The sequence below is a fragment of the Citrobacter sp. 50677481 genome (assembly GCF_001463265.1).
Classification (GTDB): domain Bacteria; phylum Pseudomonadota; class Gammaproteobacteria; order Enterobacterales; family Enterobacteriaceae; genus Citrobacter_A; species Citrobacter_A sedlakii.
In genome coordinates, this window is the sequence record NZ_LNHZ01000057.1 from 130,856 (window position 1) to 147,997 (window position 17,142).

The following is a 17,142-nucleotide window of genomic DNA, read 5'->3' on the forward strand; positions in this document are numbered from 1 at the left end:
GGTAATAACACGTAAAGAATAAGGTTTTTACAACCAAAAAAGAAGGTCGCCATGAACCGTTTTATTATGGCCAACAGCCAACAGTGCCTGGGATGCCATGCCTGCGAAGTGGCTTGCGTTATGGCCCACAATGATGAGCAACACGTCCTGAGTCAACAACATTACCGGCCCCGGATCGCGGTCATCAAGCACCAGCATCAGCGCAGTGCCGTCACCTGTCACCACTGCGAGGATGCTCCTTGCGCCCGCAGTTGCCCGAACGGCGCCATCAGCCATATTAACGATAGCGTACAGGTCAATGCGCAAAAATGTATTGGCTGTAAATCCTGCGTGGTGGCATGCCCGTTTGGCGCGATGCAGATTGTCCTGACGCCGGTCGCGAAAGATCAGGTTAACGCGACCGCCTACAAGTGCGATCTTTGCGCAGGGCGCGAAAACGGACCGGCCTGCGTGGAAAACTGCCCGGCGGACGCGCTGCAACTGGTGACGGAAGGGAGCTTAGCCCGCCTGGCGAAAGCGCGACGACTGCGTACCGCGCGCCAGGAAATCCAGCCCTGGCATGCGGAAACAGGAGGACAAACATCGCCGGGTATCAGCAAAATCGAGCAGATGCGCGCCACGCCTGCGCGCGGTGAGCCGGATAAGCTGGCCATTGACGCGCGCAAAACCGGCTTTGATGAAATCTACCTGCCGTTTCGCAGCGCGCAGGCAAAGCAGGAAGCGTCGCGCTGCCTGAAATGCGGCGAGCACAGCATTTGTGAGTGGACCTGCCCGTTGCACAATCACATTCCACAGTGGATTGAACGGGTGAAGGCTGGCGACATTGATGCGGCGGTAGAACTCTCTCATCAAACCAACTGCTTGCCGGAAATCACCGGGCGTGTTTGTCCTCAGGATCGTCTCTGTGAAGGGGCCTGTACGGTGCGGGACGAATATGGCGCGGTGACCATTGGCAATATTGAACGTTACATATCCGATCGCGCGCTGGCAAACGGCTGGCGACCGGACCTCAGCGACGTACGGCAAAGTAATAAACGGGTGGCGATTATCGGCGCGGGTCCGGCGGGCCTGGCCTGTGCGGACGTGCTGGCGCGTCACGGCATCAGCGCCACGGTTTTCGACAGGCATCCGGAGATCGGCGGGCTGCTGACCTTCGGCATTCCGGCGTTTAAACTCGACAAATCGCTGCTGGCGCGCCGCCGGGAAATCTTCAGCGCAATGGGCATTCATTTCGAGCTGAACTGCGAAGTAGGTCGCGACGTCAGGCTGGAGACGCTACTGGACGAATACGACGCGGTGTTTGTCGGCGTAGGGACCTACCGTTCGATGAAAGCCGACTTACCTAACGAAGATGCGCCGGGCGTGTATGACGCGTTGCCGTTCCTTATTGCCAACACCAAACAGCTGATGGGGCTGGATGAACACCCGGATGAACCGTACATCAATACCGCCGGGTTAAACGTCGTGGTGCTTGGCGGGGGAGATACGGCCATGGACTGCGTGCGTACCGCGCTGCGTCACGGTGCAAGCAAAGTGACCTGCGCCTACCGTCGCGACGAAGCCAATATGCCCGGCTCGAAGAAAGAGGTGAAGAACGCGCGCGAAGAGGGGGCTAATTTTGAATTTAACGTTCAGCCTGTTGAGCTGGAACTGAATGCCGAAGGCCGGGTTTGCGGCGTGCGCTTCCTGCGTACCGAGCTTGGCGAGCCGGACGCCCAGGGCCGCCGCCGTCCGGTACCCATCGCCGGCAGCGAGTTTGTGATGCCCGCGGACGCGGTGATCATGGCGTTTGGTTTTCATCCGCACGGCATGCCGTGGCTGGAAACCCACGGCGTGAAGGTGGATAGCTGGGGACGCATAGCGGCAAACGTTGAAAGCGCCTACCGCTACCAGACCACTAACCCGAAAATCTTCGCCGGTGGTGATGCGGTACGCGGCGCAGATCTGGTGGTGACCGCGATGGCCGAAGGGCGTCATGCCGCGCAGGGGATTATCGACTGGCTGGGGGAATAGTCCCTGTGCCTGATGGGGGGGTTAAGCAGGCGTCGACTTCGCGCTCCTGATGTCGGATAAGACGCTCGGCGTCGTCCGGCATCGCACATAATTCAGCGTAATCCCACGCAGACAAATCCGGATCCGCGGCGTAGTATGTTTTCTCACCTTACGCTGTGGAGCCGGTATGTCGCAAAAAATTACCCTCGTTAAAGACAAAATCCTTTCTGATAACTATTTCATCCTGCGCAATATCACCTACGATCTGACCCGCTCAAGCGGCGAGGTGATTCGTCACAAGCGCGAAGTGTACGACCGCGGCAACGGCGCGACCATTCTGCTGTATAACGCTGAGAAAAAAACGGTGGTGCTGATCCGTCAGTTCCGCGTCGCGACCTGGGTTAACGGCAATGAAAGCGGACAGCTCATTGAAACCTGCGCCGGACTGCTCGACAACGATGAGCCGGAAGCCTGTATCCGCAAAGAGGCCATTGAAGAAACCGGCTACGCCGTCGGCGAAGTGCGTAAATTATTTGAGCTGTATATGTCCCCCGGCGGCGTCACGGAACTGATCCATTTCTTTATTGCTGAGTACAGTGACAGCCAGCGCGCAAATGCGGGTGGCGGCGTCGAAGATGAAGAGATCGACGTGCTGGAGCTTCCCTTTACCCGGGCGCTGGAGATGATTAAAACGGGCGAGATACGAGACGGTAAGACCGTGTTATTGCTTAACTATTTGCATTCTTCGCATTTAATGGATTGATAATTAAAGGTTATATTTCTTTACGAATTATTGACGCAATCCGATAAATCCGATTGAGGATGGCTAACTGCGCAACGAAGATACGACCTGTTGCTCGTTTGACTTCTGGGGTTATCACCGTCCATGCGCTATCGCGTCATTTTCCTTTTCCTGCTCGGCCTGCTTCCGGGTCGACTGTTATGGGCGGCCCCGGCGCAGCAGGCCTTTTCTGACTGGCAGGTGACCTGTAATAACCAAAACTTCTGCATTGCGCGTAATACCGGTGACCATGGCGGTCTGGTGATGACCCTCAGCCGTAGCGCAGGCGCACATACTGACGCCGTTTTGCGTATCGATCTTGGCGGCTTAAAAACGCCAGAGGGCGAAAAAGAGATCGCGCCGCGACTGCTGCTTGACGGTCATCCTCTGGCCCTGAACGGCCAGCGCTGGCGCGTCACGGCATGGCATCTCATGACTGACGATACGGCGACGATAAGCGAGTTTCTGCAGACGATTCAGGAAAGCGACGCGATTACCCTGCGTAAAGGCAGTCAGCGCATTTCGTTAACCGGGCTGAAGGCCGCGCTGCTGTTTATTGACGCGCAGCAAAAGCGCGTGGGAAGCGAAACGGCGTGGATTGATAAAGGCGACGATCCGCCCCTCAGCGTGCCGCCCGCGCCCGCACTGAAAGGCGTGGCGGTAGTTAACCCCACGCCCACGCCGCTGTCCCTTGAAGAACGAAACGATCTGCTCGATTACGGTAACTGGCGAATGAACGGTATTCGCTGTTCGCTTGATCCGTCGCGCCGGGATGTCCGCGTCACTGCGCTCACCGATGATAAAGCCCTGATGATGATTGCCTGCGAAGCCGGCGCGTGGAACACCGTCGATCTGGCGTGGGTTGTGTCGCGCAAAAAACCGTTGGCTTCCCACGCTGTTCGTCTGCGTCTGCCGTTTAAAAACGGGTCGGGGAGCAATGACATGGAGTTGATGAACGCCAGTTTTGATGAGAAATCCCGCGAGTTGATAACTCTGGCGAAGGGGCGGGGAATGACGGATTGCGGTATTCAGACCCGCTGGCGCTTTGACGGTCAACGTTTTCGCCTGGTGCGTTACGCGGAAGAACCGAGCTGCGATGGCTGGCATGGGCCAGATGCCTGGCCCACGCTGTGGATTACGCGCTAAGGTGAAGACAGATATCAGGCCTTCAGCACTTTCTGCGCCTTCGCAACGATATTCTCGACCGTAAAGCCAAAGTACGGGAACAGCTTGTCGGCAGGCGCCGATTCCCCGTAACCCGTCATACCGACAATTGCGCCTTTCAGGCCGACGTATTTGTACCAGTAGTCGGCAATACCGGCTTCGACCGCCACGCGCGCCGTCACGTTTGACGGCAGCACCGACTCACGGTATGTCTCGTCCTGGGCATCAAAAATGTCCGTTGAAGGCAACGAAACCACCCGCACGTTACGTCCTTCGCCGGTCAGCTTTTCCGCCGCCTGCAGCGTAATTTCCATCTCCGAACCGGTGGCGATCAGAATGATGTCCGGCTTGCCGCCGCTGTCTTTTAGCACGTAGCCGCCGCGGGCAATCTCTTTTACCTGCTCCGGCGTACGCTCGACCTGCGCCAGATTCTGACGTGACAGAATAAGCGCTGTTGGACCGTTATGACGTTCCACCGCCAGCTTCCAGCCGACCGCCGCCTCAACCTGATCGCATGGTCGCCAGGTGCTGAAGTTCGGCGTCAGGCGCAGGCTCGCCAGTTGTTCCACCGCCTGGTGGGTCGGGCCATCTTCCCCCAGGCCAATGGAGTCATGGGTATACACCATGATCTGCCGCGCCTTCATCAGCGCCGCCATGCGTGCGGCGTTTCGCGCATACTCGACAAACATCAGGAAGGTAGCGGTGTAGGGGACAAATCCGCCGTGATGAGCAATGCCGTTGGCGATGGCGGTCATGCCGAATTCGCGCACGCCGTAATGGATATAATTTCCCGCGGGGTCCTCTTTCAGCGAGGTGGAGCATTTCCAGATGGTCAGGTTGCTGGGCGCCAGATCCGCCGAGCCGCCAAGCAGCTCCGGCAGCAGCGGTCCATAGACATTGAGCGTGTTTTGCGAGGCTTTGCGGGTGGCGATTTTCGCCGGATTCGCCTGCAGGTCGTTGATGAATTTCTGCGTCGTCTCTTCCCAGGCTTCCGGCAGGCCGCCGCTCATCCGGCGGCTAAACTCGGCGGCAAGATCCGGATACGCCTTCTCATAGGCGGCAAATTTTTCTTTCCAGCGCTGTTGCGCTTTTTCGCCTTTCTCACGGGCATCCCAGGCGCGATAAATCTCTTTTGGGATCTCAAACGCCGGATGGCGCCAACCCAGCTTCTGGCGGGTCAGCGCGACTTCTTCTTCGCCCAGCGCTGCGCCGTGCGACTCCTCTTTACCTGCTTTGTTCGGTGAGCCAAAACCAATAACCGTACGGCAGATAATCAGCGACGGCTTGTCCTTCACGCTCTGGGCTTCCTGAATCGCTTTCTTCACCGCTTCCGGATCGTGGCCGTCTATTTCATGCACCACATGCCAGTGGTAGGCTTCAAACCGTTTAGCCGTGTCATCGGTAAACCAGCCTTCGGTTTCGCCATCAATGGAAATGCCGTTGTGATCGTAAAAGCCGATCAGTTTGCCGAGACCCAGCGTGCCCGCCAGCGAACACACTTCGTGTGAAATCCCTTCCATCAGACAGCCGTCGCCCATAAACACATATGTGAAGTGGTCGACGATCTCATGATCCGGCTGGTTGAACTGCGCGGCGAGAGTGCGTTCCGCAATGGCCAGGCCGACGGCGTTCGCCAGCCCCTGACCCAACGGGCCGGTGGTGGTTTCTACACCCGGCGTATAACCGATTTCCGGATGGCCCGGCGTTTTGGAGTGTAGCTGGCGGAAGTTTTTTAACTCCTCCAGCGGCAGGTCGTAGCCGGACAGGTGCAGCAGGCTGTAGAGCAGCATCGAGGCATGACCGTTAGAGAGAATAAAGCGGTCACGGTCGTACCAGGTGGGATCGGTCGGATTATGCTTGAGAAAATCGTTCCATAGCACTTCGGCAATATCGGCCATCCCCATCGGGGCGCCGGGGTGGCCGGAATTGGCTTTCTGCACGGCATCCATACTGAGCGCGCGAATGGCGTTGGCAAGTTCTTTACGGGACATATTTCTCTCCGTGGCAGTGTTTAAAGTTTGGCAGCGAGCAGGTCTTCCAGTTTGCGCTGGTCGACGGCGAACTGACGGATGCCGTCTGACAGCTTTTCAACCGCCATTGCGTCCTGGTTATGTTCCCAGCGGAATTCGGCTTCGCTCATCGGCGTCGGACGATGGAAGGTTTGCGAAGAGGGCACCAGCTTGCGAATGACCGGTTCTTCTTTTTCCTGCAGCTGTTTCAGCAGGTCAGGGGAGATGGTCAGGCGGTCGCAGCCTGTCAGCGCCAGAATCTGTTCGGTACGGCGGAAGCTGGCCCCCATGACGATGGTTTCATAGCGGTGCTGCTTGTAGTAGTCATAGATGTTCCGCACGGATTTCACCCCCGGATCTTCATCCACCACATACGGATCCATCGGACTGCGCGCCTGATACCAGTCATAGATGCGCCCGACAAAGGGGGAGATCAGATACACGCCCGCTTCAGCGCAGGCGCGGGCCTGGGCGAAAGAGAACAGCAGCGTCAGGTTGCAGTTGATGCCTTCTTTTTCTAACGCTTCCGCCGCGCGAATGCCTTCCCAGGTGGAGGCCAGCTTGATCAAAATGCGTGATTTTTCGATGCCCTGCTGCTGATACAGGTCGACCAGATGACGTGCTTTCTCGATGCTTTTTTCTTTATCGAACGAGAGGCGGGCATCGACTTCGGTCGATACGCGACCGGGGATGCTTTTCAGAATTTCCGCACCAAAATTGACCGCCAGCTTATCGCAGGCTTCCGCGACCTGCTGCTCCTGGGTTTTACCGCGTTTTTTACCCCATTCGAGGGCGTCGTCGATCAGGTGGCTGTAATGGTCAAGACCCGCCGCTTTCAGCAGCAGCGAAGGGTTGGTGGTGGCATCCTGGGGCTGATAATGGCGAATCGACTCAATGTCGCCGCTGTCCGCCACGACAGTAGTGAATTGTTTGATGCCGTCTAACTGGTTCATAGGAAATACTCCTTGAAAAGTAAAGTGTTAGGTGAGTGCGTTAATTCACACTTCTGGAAAATTCATGAACTGCATAACAAAAAAGCATAGCAGACAGGCATGGTATTGCTGGCGCAACCGGGTAACATGGTTGTTATGAGTTGATTACAATTTCATTATTTTGAGTCGTAAGAGTTTGGCGACCTTCAAAGTTTGCGCCCCGCACAGCGGTGATAATGTGCGGCGCACCAGGCTGTTGCGTCTCATTTTTTGATCGTTACGTGAAAAGGAACAACAAGATGGATGACCAGTTAAAACAAAGCGCGCTTGATTTCCACGAATTCCCTGTCCCCGGTAAGATCCAGGTCTCTCCAACCAAGCCTCTGGCGACCCAGCGCGATCTGGCGCTGGCCTACTCGCCGGGCGTCGCGGCCCCTTGTCTGGAAATTGAAAAAGATCCGCTGGCGGCCTACAAATACACCGCGCGCGGCAACCTCGTCGCGGTGATCTCTAACGGTACGGCAGTGCTCGGCTTAGGCAATATCGGCGCGCTGGCCGGTAAGCCGGTGATGGAAGGCAAAGGCGTACTGTTCAAAAAATTTGCCGGTATCGACGTGTTCGATATCGAAGTCGACGAGCTGGATCCGGATAAATTTATCAACGTGGTGGCCGCGCTGGAACCGACTTTCGGCGGCATCAACCTCGAAGACATTAAAGCGCCGGAATGTTTCTATATTGAACAACAGCTGCGTGAACGGATGAACATTCCAGTGTTCCATGACGATCAGCACGGAACCGCCATTATCAGCACAGCCGCTATTCTGAACGGCCTGCGGGTGGTGGAAAAGAACATCTCCGATGTGCGAATGGTCGTTTCCGGCGCGGGCGCGGCGGCTATCGCATGTATGAACCTGCTGGTGGCGCTGGGGATGCAAAAACACAATATTGTGGTCTGCGACTCGAAAGGCGTGATCTACAAAGGTCGCGAGCCGAACATGGCGGAAACCAAAGCGGCCTATGCGGTGGATGATGACGGCAAACGCACGCTGGATGATGTCATTGACGGCGCGGACATCTTCCTCGGCTGCTCCGGCCCGAAAGTGCTGACCCAGGAGATGGTCAAGAAAATGGCCCGTGCGCCAATGATTCTGGCGCTGGCGAACCCGGAACCGGAAATCCTGCCGCCGCTGGCGAAAGAGGTTCGCCCGGACGCGATTATCTGTACAGGACGCTCGGATTATCCGAATCAGGTGAACAATGTCCTGTGCTTCCCGTTCATTTTCCGCGGCGCGCTGGACGTTGGCGCCACCGCAATCAACGAAGAGATGAAGCTGGCGGCGGTACATGCGATAGCCGAACTGGCCCACGCCGAGCAGAGCGAAGTGGTGGCCTCGGCCTATGGCGATCAGGATCTGAGTTTCGGGCCGGAATACATCATTCCGAAACCGTTCGATCCGCGTTTAATCGTTAAAATCGCCCCGGCCGTAGCGAAAGCGGCGATGGACTCCGGCGTGGCGAAACGGCCCATCGCCGACTTTGACGTCTATGTCGATAAGCTGACCGAATTTGTCTATAAAACCAACCTGTTTATGAAGCCGATCTTCTCCCAGGCGCGCAAAGAGCCGAAGCGCGTGGTGCTGCCGGAAGGGGAAGAGGCGCGCGTGCTGCATGCCACCCAGGAGTTAGTGACCCTGGGACTGGCGAAGCCCATCCTGATTGGCCGTCCGGGCGTGATCGAGATGCGCATCCAGAAGCTGGGATTACAGATCAAAGCGGGCGTTGATTTTGAGATCGTCAACAACGAATCCGATCCGCGTTTCAAAGAGTACTGGAGCGAGTATTACCAGATCATGAAGCGCCGAGGGATCACCCAGGAGCAGGCGCAGCGGGCGATGATCGGCAATCATACGGCCATTGGCGCGATCATGGTGCAACGCGGTGAAGCCGATGCGATGATCTGCGGCACTATCGGTGACTACCATGAGCACTTCAGCGTGGTCAAAGAGGTGTTCGGTTACCGTGAAGGCGTGCATGCGGCGGGGGCGATGAACGCGCTGCTGCTGCCGAGCGGTAACACCTTCATTGCCGATACCTATGTCAATGAAGATCCGACGCCGGAAGAGCTGGCGGAGATCACCCTGATGGCGGCGGAGTCGGTGCGTCGCTTTGGTATTGAGCCGAAGGTGGCGCTGCTTTCGCATTCCAACTTTGGGTCATCCAATGCGCCAGCGGCCAGCAAAATGCGCGAAGCGCTGGCGCTGATCAAACAACGGGCTCCGGAACTGATGATCGACGGCGAAATGCACGGTGACGCGGCGCTGGTGGAAAGTATTCGCAATGACCGGATGCCGGACAGTCCGCTGAAAGGTTCCGCCAATATTCTGGTGATGCCGAATATGGAAGCGGCACGTATTAGTTACAACTTACTGCGCGTTTCCAGTTCTGAAGGCGTGACCGTCGGGCCAGTATTAATGGGCGTGGCGAAGCCAGTACATGTATTAACGCCGATCGCCTCTGTGCGGCGGATTGTTAATATGGTGGCGCTGGCGGTCGTTGAAGCACAAACGCAACCGCTGTAATTTCACTTTAATTCATTTCGGCGCGGGTCTCTCCCGCGCTTTTTTATTTCTGCGTAATAGTGATCTCCTTCACCTTTTAAATCACCTTGCCGAATTTTGTTATTTACCCCAGCAAAAAATTGCCACGATAAGACCAGTTTCAACAGGGGCGGTGGCCAATGGATAAAGAACGCATCATTCAGGAATTTGTGCCGGGTAAACAGGTCACGCTGGCGCATCTCATTGCGCATCCAGGTGAAGAACTGGCGAAAAAGATCGGCGTTCCCGAGGCAGGCGCTATCGGCATTATGACGCTGACGCCAGGTGAGACCGCCATGATTGCAGGCGATCTGGCGATGAAAGCCGCCGATGTCCATATCGGCTTTCTCGACCGGTTCAGCGGCGCGCTGGTGATTTATGGAACCGTCGGCGCGGTAGAGGAAGCATTATTGCAAACGGTCAGCGGACTAGGGCGCTTATTAAATTTTACCCTGTGTGAGCTGACCAAAAGCTAATTCGGAGCCGGTATGAAACGTATTGCGTTTGTGGGGGCGGTAGGCGCGGGAAAAACGACGCTTTTTAACGCGCTGCAGGGAAATTATTCCCTCGCCAGGAAAACGCAGGCCGTGGAATTTAATGCCGACGGCGATATTGACACCCCCGGGGAATATTTCAGCCATCCCCGCTGGTACCACGCCTTAATAACCACGCTGCAGGACGTCGACACGTTGATTTATGTCCATGCGGCAAATGACAGAGAAAGTCGCTTACCTGCCGGGCTGTTAGATATTGGCGCCAGTAAACGACACATTGCGGTGATCAGCAAAACGGACAGGCCGGATGCCGACGTGCCTGCTACGCGGGCGTTACTGCGCGGGATGGGCTTTGCAGAGCCGATTTTTGCCCTCAACAGCCAGGATCCGGGCAGCGTACAGCATCTGGTGGACTATCTGAGTGAGCTTAGCCAAAAGGAGGAAGGGGCAGGTGAAAAAACTCATCACAGCGAATGACATACGTGCGGCTCATGCACGCGGCGAACAGGCGATGTCGGTGGTCCTGCGCGCCAGCATTATCACCCCGGAAGCGCGAGAGGTCGCGGAACTGCTGGGCGTGACGATAACGGAATGCGACGAATCTGCCCCGACGACGAGCAGCGCGGACGCGGACAAATCCGATACCCAGCGCATTCGTGAAACCATCATAGCGCAGTTGCCGGAAGGGCAGTTCACCGAAAGCCTGGTTTCGCAACTGATGGAGAAAGTGCTGAAAGAAAAACAGTCGCTGGAGCAGGCCGGGATGCAGCCGGGCTTTAAATCCGTTACCGGCAAAGGCGGAATCAAGGTTGTTGACGGCAGCAGCGTGAAGTTTGGTCGTTTTGACGGCGCCGAACCGCACTGCGTGGGCTTAACCGATCTGGTGACTGAGCAGGATGGCAGCAGCATGGCCGCCGGATTTATGCAGTGGGACAACGCTTTCTTCCCGTGGACGCTGAACTACGACGAAATCGACATGGTGCTGGAAGGCGAACTGCATGTGCGTCATGAAGGCGAAACCCTGATCGCCAGAGCCGGGGACGTCATGTTTATCCCTAAAGGCTCCAGCATTGAATTTGGCACGCCGACGACCGTGCGTTTCCTGTACGTAGCGTGGCCTGCGAACTGGCAATCGGTATGAACGACTTCATCACCGAAGCATGGCTCAGAGCGAACCATACGCTCAGCGAGGGTGCGGAGATCCATCTTCCCGCTGACGCCCGCCTGACGCCCTCTGCCCGTGAACTGCTGGAAAGTCGCCGTCTGCGCATCAAATTTCTTGATGAGCAGGGCCGCCTGTTCATCGACGACGAGCAACAGCAACTGCAGCCGGTGCACGGCCTGACCAGCAGCGACACCCATCCGCAGGCCTGCTGCGAACTGTGCCGCCAGCCGGTGAAGGAGAAGCCCGACACGCTGACCCATCTGACGGCGGACAAAATGGTCGCGAAAAGCGATCCGCGCCTGGGTTTTCGCGCCGCGCTGGACAGCACTATCGCGTTGACTGTGTGGCTGCAAACAGAACTGTCGGACCTCTGGCAACCGTGGCTGGCGGATATTCGTTCGCGGCTTGGCAATATTATGCGCGCCGACGCGATGGACGAGCCGCTGGCGGCGCAGTCGATTGTCGGCCTGAACGAAGACGATCTGCACCGCCTTTCTCATCAGCCGTTGCGCTATCTCGACCACGACCATCTGGTGCCGGAAGCCCGCCACGGGCGCGACGCGGCGCTGCTTAACCTGCTACGCACCAAAGTGCGCGAAACGGAAACCATTGCCGCGCAGGTCTTTATCAACCGCAGTTTTGAGGTTCTGCGACCGGACATCATGCAGGCGCTGAACCGCCTTTCCAGCGCGGTCTACGTGATGATGATTTTGTCCGTCGCGACGCAGCCGCTTACCGTCAGTCAGATCCAACAGCGACTGGGAGGTGAACAATGATCATTGAACGCGCCCGCCAGTTGGCCTTACAGGCGCCTGCCAGGGTGGTGTTTCCGGATGCGTTAGACCCGCGCGTGTTAAAAGCGGCGCACTACCTGCAACAGCAGGGGCTGGCGCGCCCGGTTCTGGTCGCCAGCCCATTCGCTCTGCGTCAGTTTGCGTTGAGCCACCGCGTGGCCCTGGACGGGATTCAGGTCATCGACCCACAAAGCAATCCCGCAATGCGCGAGGATTTTGCCCGCCGTTGGCTGGCAAAAGCAGGCGAAAAAACGCCGACGGATGCGGTGGAAAAACTGAGCGACCCGCTGATGTTTGCCGCAGCGATGGTCAGCGCGGGGCACGCTGATGTGTGCATTGCGGGCAATCTGTCATCGACAGCCAACGTGCTGCGCGCCGGACTACGCATCATTGGCCTTCAGCCTGGCTGCAAAACCTTGTCGTCCATTTTTTTGATGCTGCCGCAGTACGTTGGGCCAGCGTTAGGGTTTGCCGACTGTAGCGTGGTGCCGCAGCCCACGGCGGCGCAACTGGCGGATATCGCCATCGCCAGCGCGGCGTCATGGCGCGCCATTACCGGCGACGAGCCGCGGGTGGCGATGCTGTCGTTTTCCAGCCACGGCAGCGCCCGTCATCCTAACGTCGCTAACGTGCAGCAGGCGACAGAGATCGTGAGGGAACGCGCGCCCCAACTGCAGGTGGACGGTGAACTGCAGTTTGACGCCGCCTTCGTGCCGGAGGTCGCCGCGCAAAAAGCGCCCGACAGTCCGCTGCGGGGCAACGCCAACGTGATGGTCTTTCCGTCGCTGGAGGCGGGCAATATCGGCTACAAAATCGCCCAGCGTCTGGGAGGATACCGCGCTGTCGGGCCGCTGATTCAGGGGCTGGCCGCGCCGCTACATGACCTGTCACGGGGCTGTAGCGTACAGGAAATTATCGAACTGGCGCTGGTGGCTGCGGTGCCGCGCCAGACTGACGCGAGCCGCGTACGCGATTCGCAAACCCTGGTTGTATAAACGGTCCCGTTCTGGACCCCATGAGAGGAAAACACAATGGAAGCTTTAGGAATGATTGAAACCCGGGGCCTGGTTGCACTGATTGAGGCCTCTGATGCGATGGTGAAAGCCGCGCGCGTGAAACTGGTTGGTGTGAAGCAGATTGGTGGTGGTCTGGTGACCGCGATGGTGCGCGGCGACGTCGCGGCGTGCAAAGCGGCAACGGATGCTGGCGCCGCCGCCGCGCAGCGCATTGGCGAGCTGGTCTCAGTACATGTTATCCCACGTCCGCATGGCGATCTGGAAGAAGTCTTCCCGATCAGCTTCAAAGGCGACAGCAACATCTAAGCATGAAACGTGGTGCCGGATGGCGCTGTGCTTATCCGGCCTACGGGAGACCACCCACGGCGTTCGGATTGTGTAGGCCGGATAAGGCGCCAGGCGCGGTCATCCGGCAACAAGGAGGCGGGTATGAAACTGGCTGTCGTTACAGGACAAATCGTCTGCACCGTCCGCCATCAGGGACTGGCCCACGACAAGCTGCTGATGGTCGAGATGATTGATGCTGCGGGCAACCCGGACGGGCAGTGCGCTGTCGCTATCGACAGTATCGGCGCGGGTACCGGCGAATGGGTACTGCTGGTCAGCGGCAGCTCGGCGCGTCAGGCGCACCGCAGTGAAGCCTCGCCGGTGGATCTGTGCGTCATTGGCATCGTCGATGAAGTGGTGGCGGGCGGTCAGGTGATTTTCCATAAATAGGACTGAACATCATGAATCAACAGGACATTGAACAGGTGGTAAAAGCGGTGCTGCTGAAAATGAAGGACAGCAGCCATCCGGTGGCCGCCGTTCATGAAATGGGCGTTTTTGCCTCCCTGGATGATGCGGTGGCAGCCGCAAAAATCGCCCAGCAGGGGCTGAAAAGCGTGGCGATGCGCCAGCTTGCGATTCACGCCATTCGTGAGGCGGGCGAAAAACACGCCAGAGAACTGGCGGAGTTTGCCGTCAAAGAAACCGGCATGGGCCGTGTCGAAGATAAAGTGGCCAAAAATATCGCCCAGGCGCGCGGTACGCCGGGTGTGGAATGTCTGTCGCCGCAGGTACTGACCGGTGATAACGGACTGACCCTGATTGAAAACGCGCCGTGGGGCGTGGTGGCCTCGGTGACGCCGTCCACCAACCCGGCGGCGACGGTGATTAATAACGCCATCAGCCTGATTGCTGCCGGCAACAGCGTGGTGTTTGCCCCGCATCCGGCGGCGAAAGGCGTTTCACAGCGCGCCATCACCCTGCTCAACCAGGCGGTGGTGGCGGCGGGCGGCCCGGAGAACCTGCTGGTCACGGTGGCGAATCCGGATATCGAAACCGCCCAACGGCTGTTTAAATACCCGGGCATCGGCCTGCTGGTGGTCACTGGCGGCGAAGCGGTCGTCGAAGCCGCCCGTAAACACACCAACAAGCGGCTGATTGCCGCAGGGGCCGGTAATCCGCCGGTGGTGGTGGATGAGACCGCCGACCTCGCGCGCGCCGCCGAATCCATCGTGAAAGGCGCGTCCTTTGATAACAACATTATTTGCGCCGACGAGAAGGTATTGATTGTCGTCGACAGCGTTGCCGACGAATTGATGCACCTGATGGAAGGCCAACAGGCGGTGAAACTGACCGCCGCGCAGGCCGAACAGCTTCAGCCGGTACTGCTGAAAAATATTGATGAACGCGGCAAAGGCACCGTCAGCCGTGACTGGGTGGGCCGTGACGCGGCGAAAATCGCGGCAGCCATTGGTCTGAAGGTGCCTGAGCCAACCCGGTTGCTGTTTGTCGAAACGCCCGCCAGCCATCCGTTTGCCGTCACCGAACTGATGATGCCGGTGCTGCCGGTCGTACGGGTGGCAAATGTCGATGAGGCGATCGCGTTGGCGGTTGAGCTGGAAGGCGGCTGTCACCATACGGCGGCTATGCACTCGCGCAATATCGACAACATGAACCAGATGGCCAACGCCATTGATACCAGCATTTTCGTCAAAAACGGGCCGTGCATTGCCGGGCTGGGGCTGGGCGGCGAAGGCTGGACCACGATGACCATCACTACGCCAACCGGGGAAGGGGTCACCAGCGCGCGCACCTTTGTGCGTCTGCGTCGTTGCGTGCTGGTGGATGCGTTCAGAATCGTTTAAGGGATAAAACATGGCGCACGACGAACAACGCTGGCTGACGCCGCGACTGCAAAAAGCCGCGCAGCTCTGTAATCAGACGCCCGCTGACAGCGAGTCTCCGCTGTGGCTGGGCGTGGATTTGGGCACCTGCGACGTAGTGTCGATGGTCGTCGACGGCGACGCGCAGCCCGTCGCGGTGTGCCTCGACTGGGCTGACGTCGTGCGTGACGGCATCGTCTGGGATTTCTTCGGCGCGGTCACCCTGGTGCGCCGTCATCTCGATACGCTCGAAAAACGGCTCGGCTGCCGCTTCACCCATGCGGCGACCTCATTCCCGCCGGGCACCGATCCGCGCATTTCAATCAACGTGCTGGAGTCGGCCGGGCTGGAGGTGAGCCACGTGCTGGATGAACCGACTGCAGTGGCGGATCTGCTGCAACTCGATAACGCCGGCGTGGTGGATATCGGCGGCGGCACGACCGGCATCGCCATCGTGAAGCGGGGGGACGTGACCTGGTCCGCCGACGAAGCGACCGGTGGTCATCACATTTCACTGACCCTTGCCGGAAACCGGCGCATCCCGCTGGAGGACGCCGAGCAGTACAAGCGCAGTAATGCGCAGGAGATTTGGCCGGTGGTTAAGCCGGTGTACGAAAAAATGGCGGAGATTGTCGCCCGGCACATTGAAGGGCAGGGGATTAACGATCTGTGGCTGGCGGGCGGTTCCTGCATGCAGCCGGGAGTGGGCGAACTGTTTCGCCAGCGTTTCCCGACTTTACAGGTGCATCTGCCCCAACACAGCCTGTTTATGACGCCGCTGGCTATCGCTAACAGCGGGAAAGAGAAAGCGGAGGGAATCTATGCAAGCTGACTTGCAGACGGCGCTCTTTCAGGCATTCGATACCCTGAATCTGCAACGCGTGAAAACCTTTAGCGTTCCGCCGGTCACGCTGTGTGGACTCGGCGCGTTGAGCGCTTGCGGACAGGAAGCGCAGACGCGCGAACTCAGCCATCTGTTTGTGATGGTCGACAGTTTTCTGCATCAGGCCGGATTGACCGCGCCGCTTGAGCGCAGCCTGGCGATGAAGGGCGTGGCGATGACGGTCTGGTCGTGTCCACCAGGGGAACCCTGTATTACCGACGTCTGTGCCGCGGTTGCGCAGCTGCGCGAGGCTAAATGCGACGGCGTGGTGGCGTTTGGCGGCGGATCCGTGCTGGATGCGGCAAAAGCGGTCGCGCTGTTGGTCACCAATCCCAGCCTGACGCTGGCAGAGATGACGCAAACCAGCACGCTGCGTCCGCGCCTGCCGCTGATCGCGGTGCCTACCACCGCCGGTACCGGATCGGAAACCACCAACGTTACGGTGATTACCGACGCGGCGAGCGGGCGCAAACAGGTGCTGGCGCATGCCTCTTTGATGCCGGATCTGGCGATTCTTGACGCCGCGCTGACCGAAGGCGTGCCGTCATCGGTCACGGCAATGACCGGTATTGATGCGCTCACTCACGCGGTGGAAGCGTACAGCGCGCTGAATGCCTCCCCGTTTACTGACAGCCTGGCGATTGGCGCGATAGCGATGATCGGCAAATCGCTGCCGAAAGCGGTGGGCTACGGACACGATCTCGCCGCGCGCGAAAGTATGCTGCTTGCCTCCTGTATGGCGGGAATGGCGTTTTCCAGCGCCGGACTGGGGCTGTGCCATGCGATGGCGCACCAGCCGGGGGCGACGCTGCACATCCCTCACGGCCAGGCGAATGCCATGCTGCTGCCAACAGTGATGGGGTTTAACCGAATGGTGTGCCGTGAACGCTTTACGCATATCGGGCGGGCGTTGACCAATAAGAAATCGGACGATCGCGATGCCATCACGGCGGTGAGCGATCTGATCGCCGAAGTGGGCCTGACGACGCGCCTCGGCGACGCAGGCGCGGAAGCAGCACATTACAGCGGCTGGGCGACGGGGGCGCTGGAGGATATTTGTCTGCGCACCAACCCACGCACCGCCAGCCGGGAACAGATTATCGACCTGTACACGGCGGCACATTAACAGCCTGATAAGCGCAGCGCCATCAGGCCCACGAATCAC

General features: G+C 58.5%; 16 protein-coding genes. 14 read left to right on the forward strand and 2 right to left on the reverse strand.

Annotation, left to right across the window (positions count from 1 at the left end; translation table 11 throughout):
• Positions 1–51 precede the first annotated feature (51 nt).
• The 3 genes from aegA to APU02_RS15510 all read left to right on the forward strand — a co-directional run bounded on the left by aegA (position 52) and on the right by APU02_RS15510 (position 3,919).
• Positions 52–2,013, forward strand: coding sequence for a formate-dependent uric acid utilization protein AegA (gene aegA / locus APU02_RS15500; RefSeq protein ID WP_060570541.1), 1,962 nt, complete (start codon positions 52–54; stop codon positions 2,011–2,013).
• 166 nt (positions 2,014–2,179) lie between these two features.
• On the forward strand, positions 2,180–2,755 hold the full coding sequence (nudK, locus tag APU02_RS15505) for a GDP-mannose pyrophosphatase NudK (protein WP_042290897.1): 576 nt from the start codon (positions 2,180–2,182) through the stop codon (positions 2,753–2,755).
• Between the two features lie 123 nt (positions 2,756–2,878).
• Positions 2,879–3,919 (forward strand): DUF1176 domain-containing protein, encoded by a 1,041-nt coding sequence (locus APU02_RS15510; protein WP_060570542.1) that lies wholly within the window; start codon positions 2,879–2,881, stop codon positions 3,917–3,919.
• 14 nt (positions 3,920–3,933) lie between these two features.
• Here APU02_RS15510 and tkt read toward each other — a convergent pair whose 3' ends face one another.
• Both tkt and tal read right to left on the reverse strand, forming a co-directional pair.
• A complete protein-coding gene (gene tkt / locus APU02_RS15515; RefSeq protein WP_060570543.1) occupies positions 3,934–5,928 on the reverse strand; it encodes a transketolase in 1,995 nt (664 codons plus the stop codon).
• 20 nt (positions 5,929–5,948) lie between these two features.
• Entirely contained in the window at positions 5,949–6,899 is a 951-nt protein-coding gene (tal, locus tag APU02_RS15520; RefSeq protein ID WP_060570544.1) for a transaldolase, read from the reverse strand.
• Positions 6,900–7,177: 278 nt separating this feature from the next.
• Here tal and maeB point away from each other — a divergent pair, with 278 nt between their 5' ends.
• From maeB to eutG, 11 genes are all read left to right on the forward strand, one after another.
• Complete coding sequence (maeB, locus tag APU02_RS15525; protein ID WP_042290889.1) at positions 7,178–9,457, forward strand: NADP-dependent oxaloacetate-decarboxylating malate dehydrogenase; 2,280 nt, start codon at positions 7,178–7,180, stop codon at positions 9,455–9,457.
• A gap of 158 nt (positions 9,458–9,615) precedes the next feature.
• Entirely contained in the window at positions 9,616–9,951 is a 336-nt protein-coding gene (gene eutS, locus APU02_RS15530) for an ethanolamine utilization microcompartment protein EutS (RefSeq protein WP_042290888.1), read from the forward strand.
• A 12-nt stretch (positions 9,952–9,963) separates the two neighbouring features.
• On the forward strand, positions 9,964–10,446 hold the full coding sequence (eutP, locus tag APU02_RS15535) for an ethanolamine utilization acetate kinase EutP (RefSeq protein WP_060570546.1): 483 nt from the start codon (positions 9,964–9,966) through the stop codon (positions 10,444–10,446).
• Positions 10,421–11,110, forward strand: a complete 690-nt coding sequence (eutQ, locus tag APU02_RS15540) for an ethanolamine utilization acetate kinase EutQ (RefSeq protein WP_060570547.1) — start codon at positions 10,421–10,423, stop codon at positions 11,108–11,110. Before eutP ends, eutQ begins: the two co-directional genes overlap by 26 nt.
• Positions 11,107–11,910, forward strand: a complete 804-nt coding sequence (eutT, locus tag APU02_RS15545; RefSeq protein ID WP_060570549.1) for an ethanolamine utilization cob(I)yrinic acid a,c-diamide adenosyltransferase EutT — start codon at positions 11,107–11,109, stop codon at positions 11,908–11,910. Before eutQ ends, eutT begins: the two co-directional genes overlap by 4 nt.
• On the forward strand, positions 11,907–12,923 hold the full coding sequence (pta, locus tag APU02_RS15550; protein WP_060570551.1) for a phosphate acetyltransferase: 1,017 nt from the start codon (positions 11,907–11,909) through the stop codon (positions 12,921–12,923). The genes eutT and pta overlap by 4 nt, the downstream gene beginning before the upstream one ends.
• 36 nt (positions 12,924–12,959) lie before the next feature.
• Positions 12,960–13,250 carry an ethanolamine utilization microcompartment protein EutM gene (gene eutM / locus APU02_RS15555; RefSeq protein WP_000387720.1) on the forward strand — a complete coding sequence of 97 codons (291 nt, stop codon included), beginning with the start codon at positions 12,960–12,962 and terminating at the stop codon, positions 13,248–13,250.
• A 123-nt stretch (positions 13,251–13,373) separates the two neighbouring features.
• Complete coding sequence (gene eutN, locus APU02_RS15560; RefSeq protein WP_042290880.1) at positions 13,374–13,661, forward strand: ethanolamine utilization microcompartment protein EutN; 288 nt, start codon at positions 13,374–13,376, stop codon at positions 13,659–13,661.
• Positions 13,662–13,672: 11 nt separating this feature from the next.
• Complete coding sequence (locus APU02_RS15565) at positions 13,673–15,076, forward strand: aldehyde dehydrogenase family protein (protein WP_060570553.1); 1,404 nt, start codon at positions 13,673–13,675, stop codon at positions 15,074–15,076.
• A gap of 10 nt (positions 15,077–15,086) precedes the next feature.
• Positions 15,087–15,926, forward strand: coding sequence for an ethanolamine utilization protein EutJ (eutJ, locus tag APU02_RS15570; protein WP_060570554.1), 840 nt, complete (start codon positions 15,087–15,089; stop codon positions 15,924–15,926).
• Positions 15,916–17,103: an ethanolamine utilization ethanol dehydrogenase EutG gene (gene eutG, locus APU02_RS15575; protein ID WP_060570555.1), complete on the forward strand. Its 1,188-nt coding sequence runs from the start codon at positions 15,916–15,918 to the stop codon at positions 17,101–17,103. Before eutJ ends, eutG begins: the two co-directional genes overlap by 11 nt.
• The last annotated feature ends 39 nt before the right edge of the window (positions 17,104–17,142 follow it).

Bases quoted from the DNA above. Each gene is read 5' to 3' on its own strand.
- eutJ (WP_060570554.1), top strand. From the start codon at position 15,087: ATGGCGCACGACGAACAACGCTGGCTGACGCCGCGACTGCAAAAAGCC.
- tkt (WP_060570543.1), bottom strand. From the start codon at position 5,928: ATGTCCCGTAAAGAACTTGCCAACGCCATTCGCGCGCTCAGTATGGAT.
- nudK (WP_042290897.1), top strand. From the start codon at position 2,180: ATGTCGCAAAAAATTACCCTCGTTAAAGACAAAATCCTTTCTGATAAC.
- eutP (WP_060570546.1), top strand. From the start codon at position 9,964: ATGAAACGTATTGCGTTTGTGGGGGCGGTAGGCGCGGGAAAAACGACG.
- tal (WP_060570544.1), bottom strand. From the start codon at position 6,899: ATGAACCAGTTAGACGGCATCAAACAATTCACTACTGTCGTGGCGGAC.
- eutG (WP_060570555.1), top strand. From the start codon at position 15,916: ATGCAAGCTGACTTGCAGACGGCGCTCTTTCAGGCATTCGATACCCTG.
- APU02_RS15510 (WP_060570542.1), top strand. From the start codon at position 2,879: ATGCGCTATCGCGTCATTTTCCTTTTCCTGCTCGGCCTGCTTCCGGGT.
- eutT (WP_060570549.1), top strand. From the start codon at position 11,107: ATGAACGACTTCATCACCGAAGCATGGCTCAGAGCGAACCATACGCTC.
- aegA (WP_060570541.1), top strand. From the start codon at position 52: ATGAACCGTTTTATTATGGCCAACAGCCAACAGTGCCTGGGATGCCAT.
- APU02_RS15565 (WP_060570553.1), top strand. From the start codon at position 13,673: ATGAATCAACAGGACATTGAACAGGTGGTAAAAGCGGTGCTGCTGAAA.
- eutN (WP_042290880.1), top strand. From the start codon at position 13,374: ATGAAACTGGCTGTCGTTACAGGACAAATCGTCTGCACCGTCCGCCAT.
- eutS (WP_042290888.1), top strand. From the start codon at position 9,616: ATGGATAAAGAACGCATCATTCAGGAATTTGTGCCGGGTAAACAGGTC.
- maeB (WP_042290889.1), top strand. From the start codon at position 7,178: ATGGATGACCAGTTAAAACAAAGCGCGCTTGATTTCCACGAATTCCCT.
- eutM (WP_000387720.1), top strand. From the start codon at position 12,960: ATGGAAGCTTTAGGAATGATTGAAACCCGGGGCCTGGTTGCACTGATT.
- pta (WP_060570551.1), top strand. From the start codon at position 11,907: ATGATCATTGAACGCGCCCGCCAGTTGGCCTTACAGGCGCCTGCCAGG.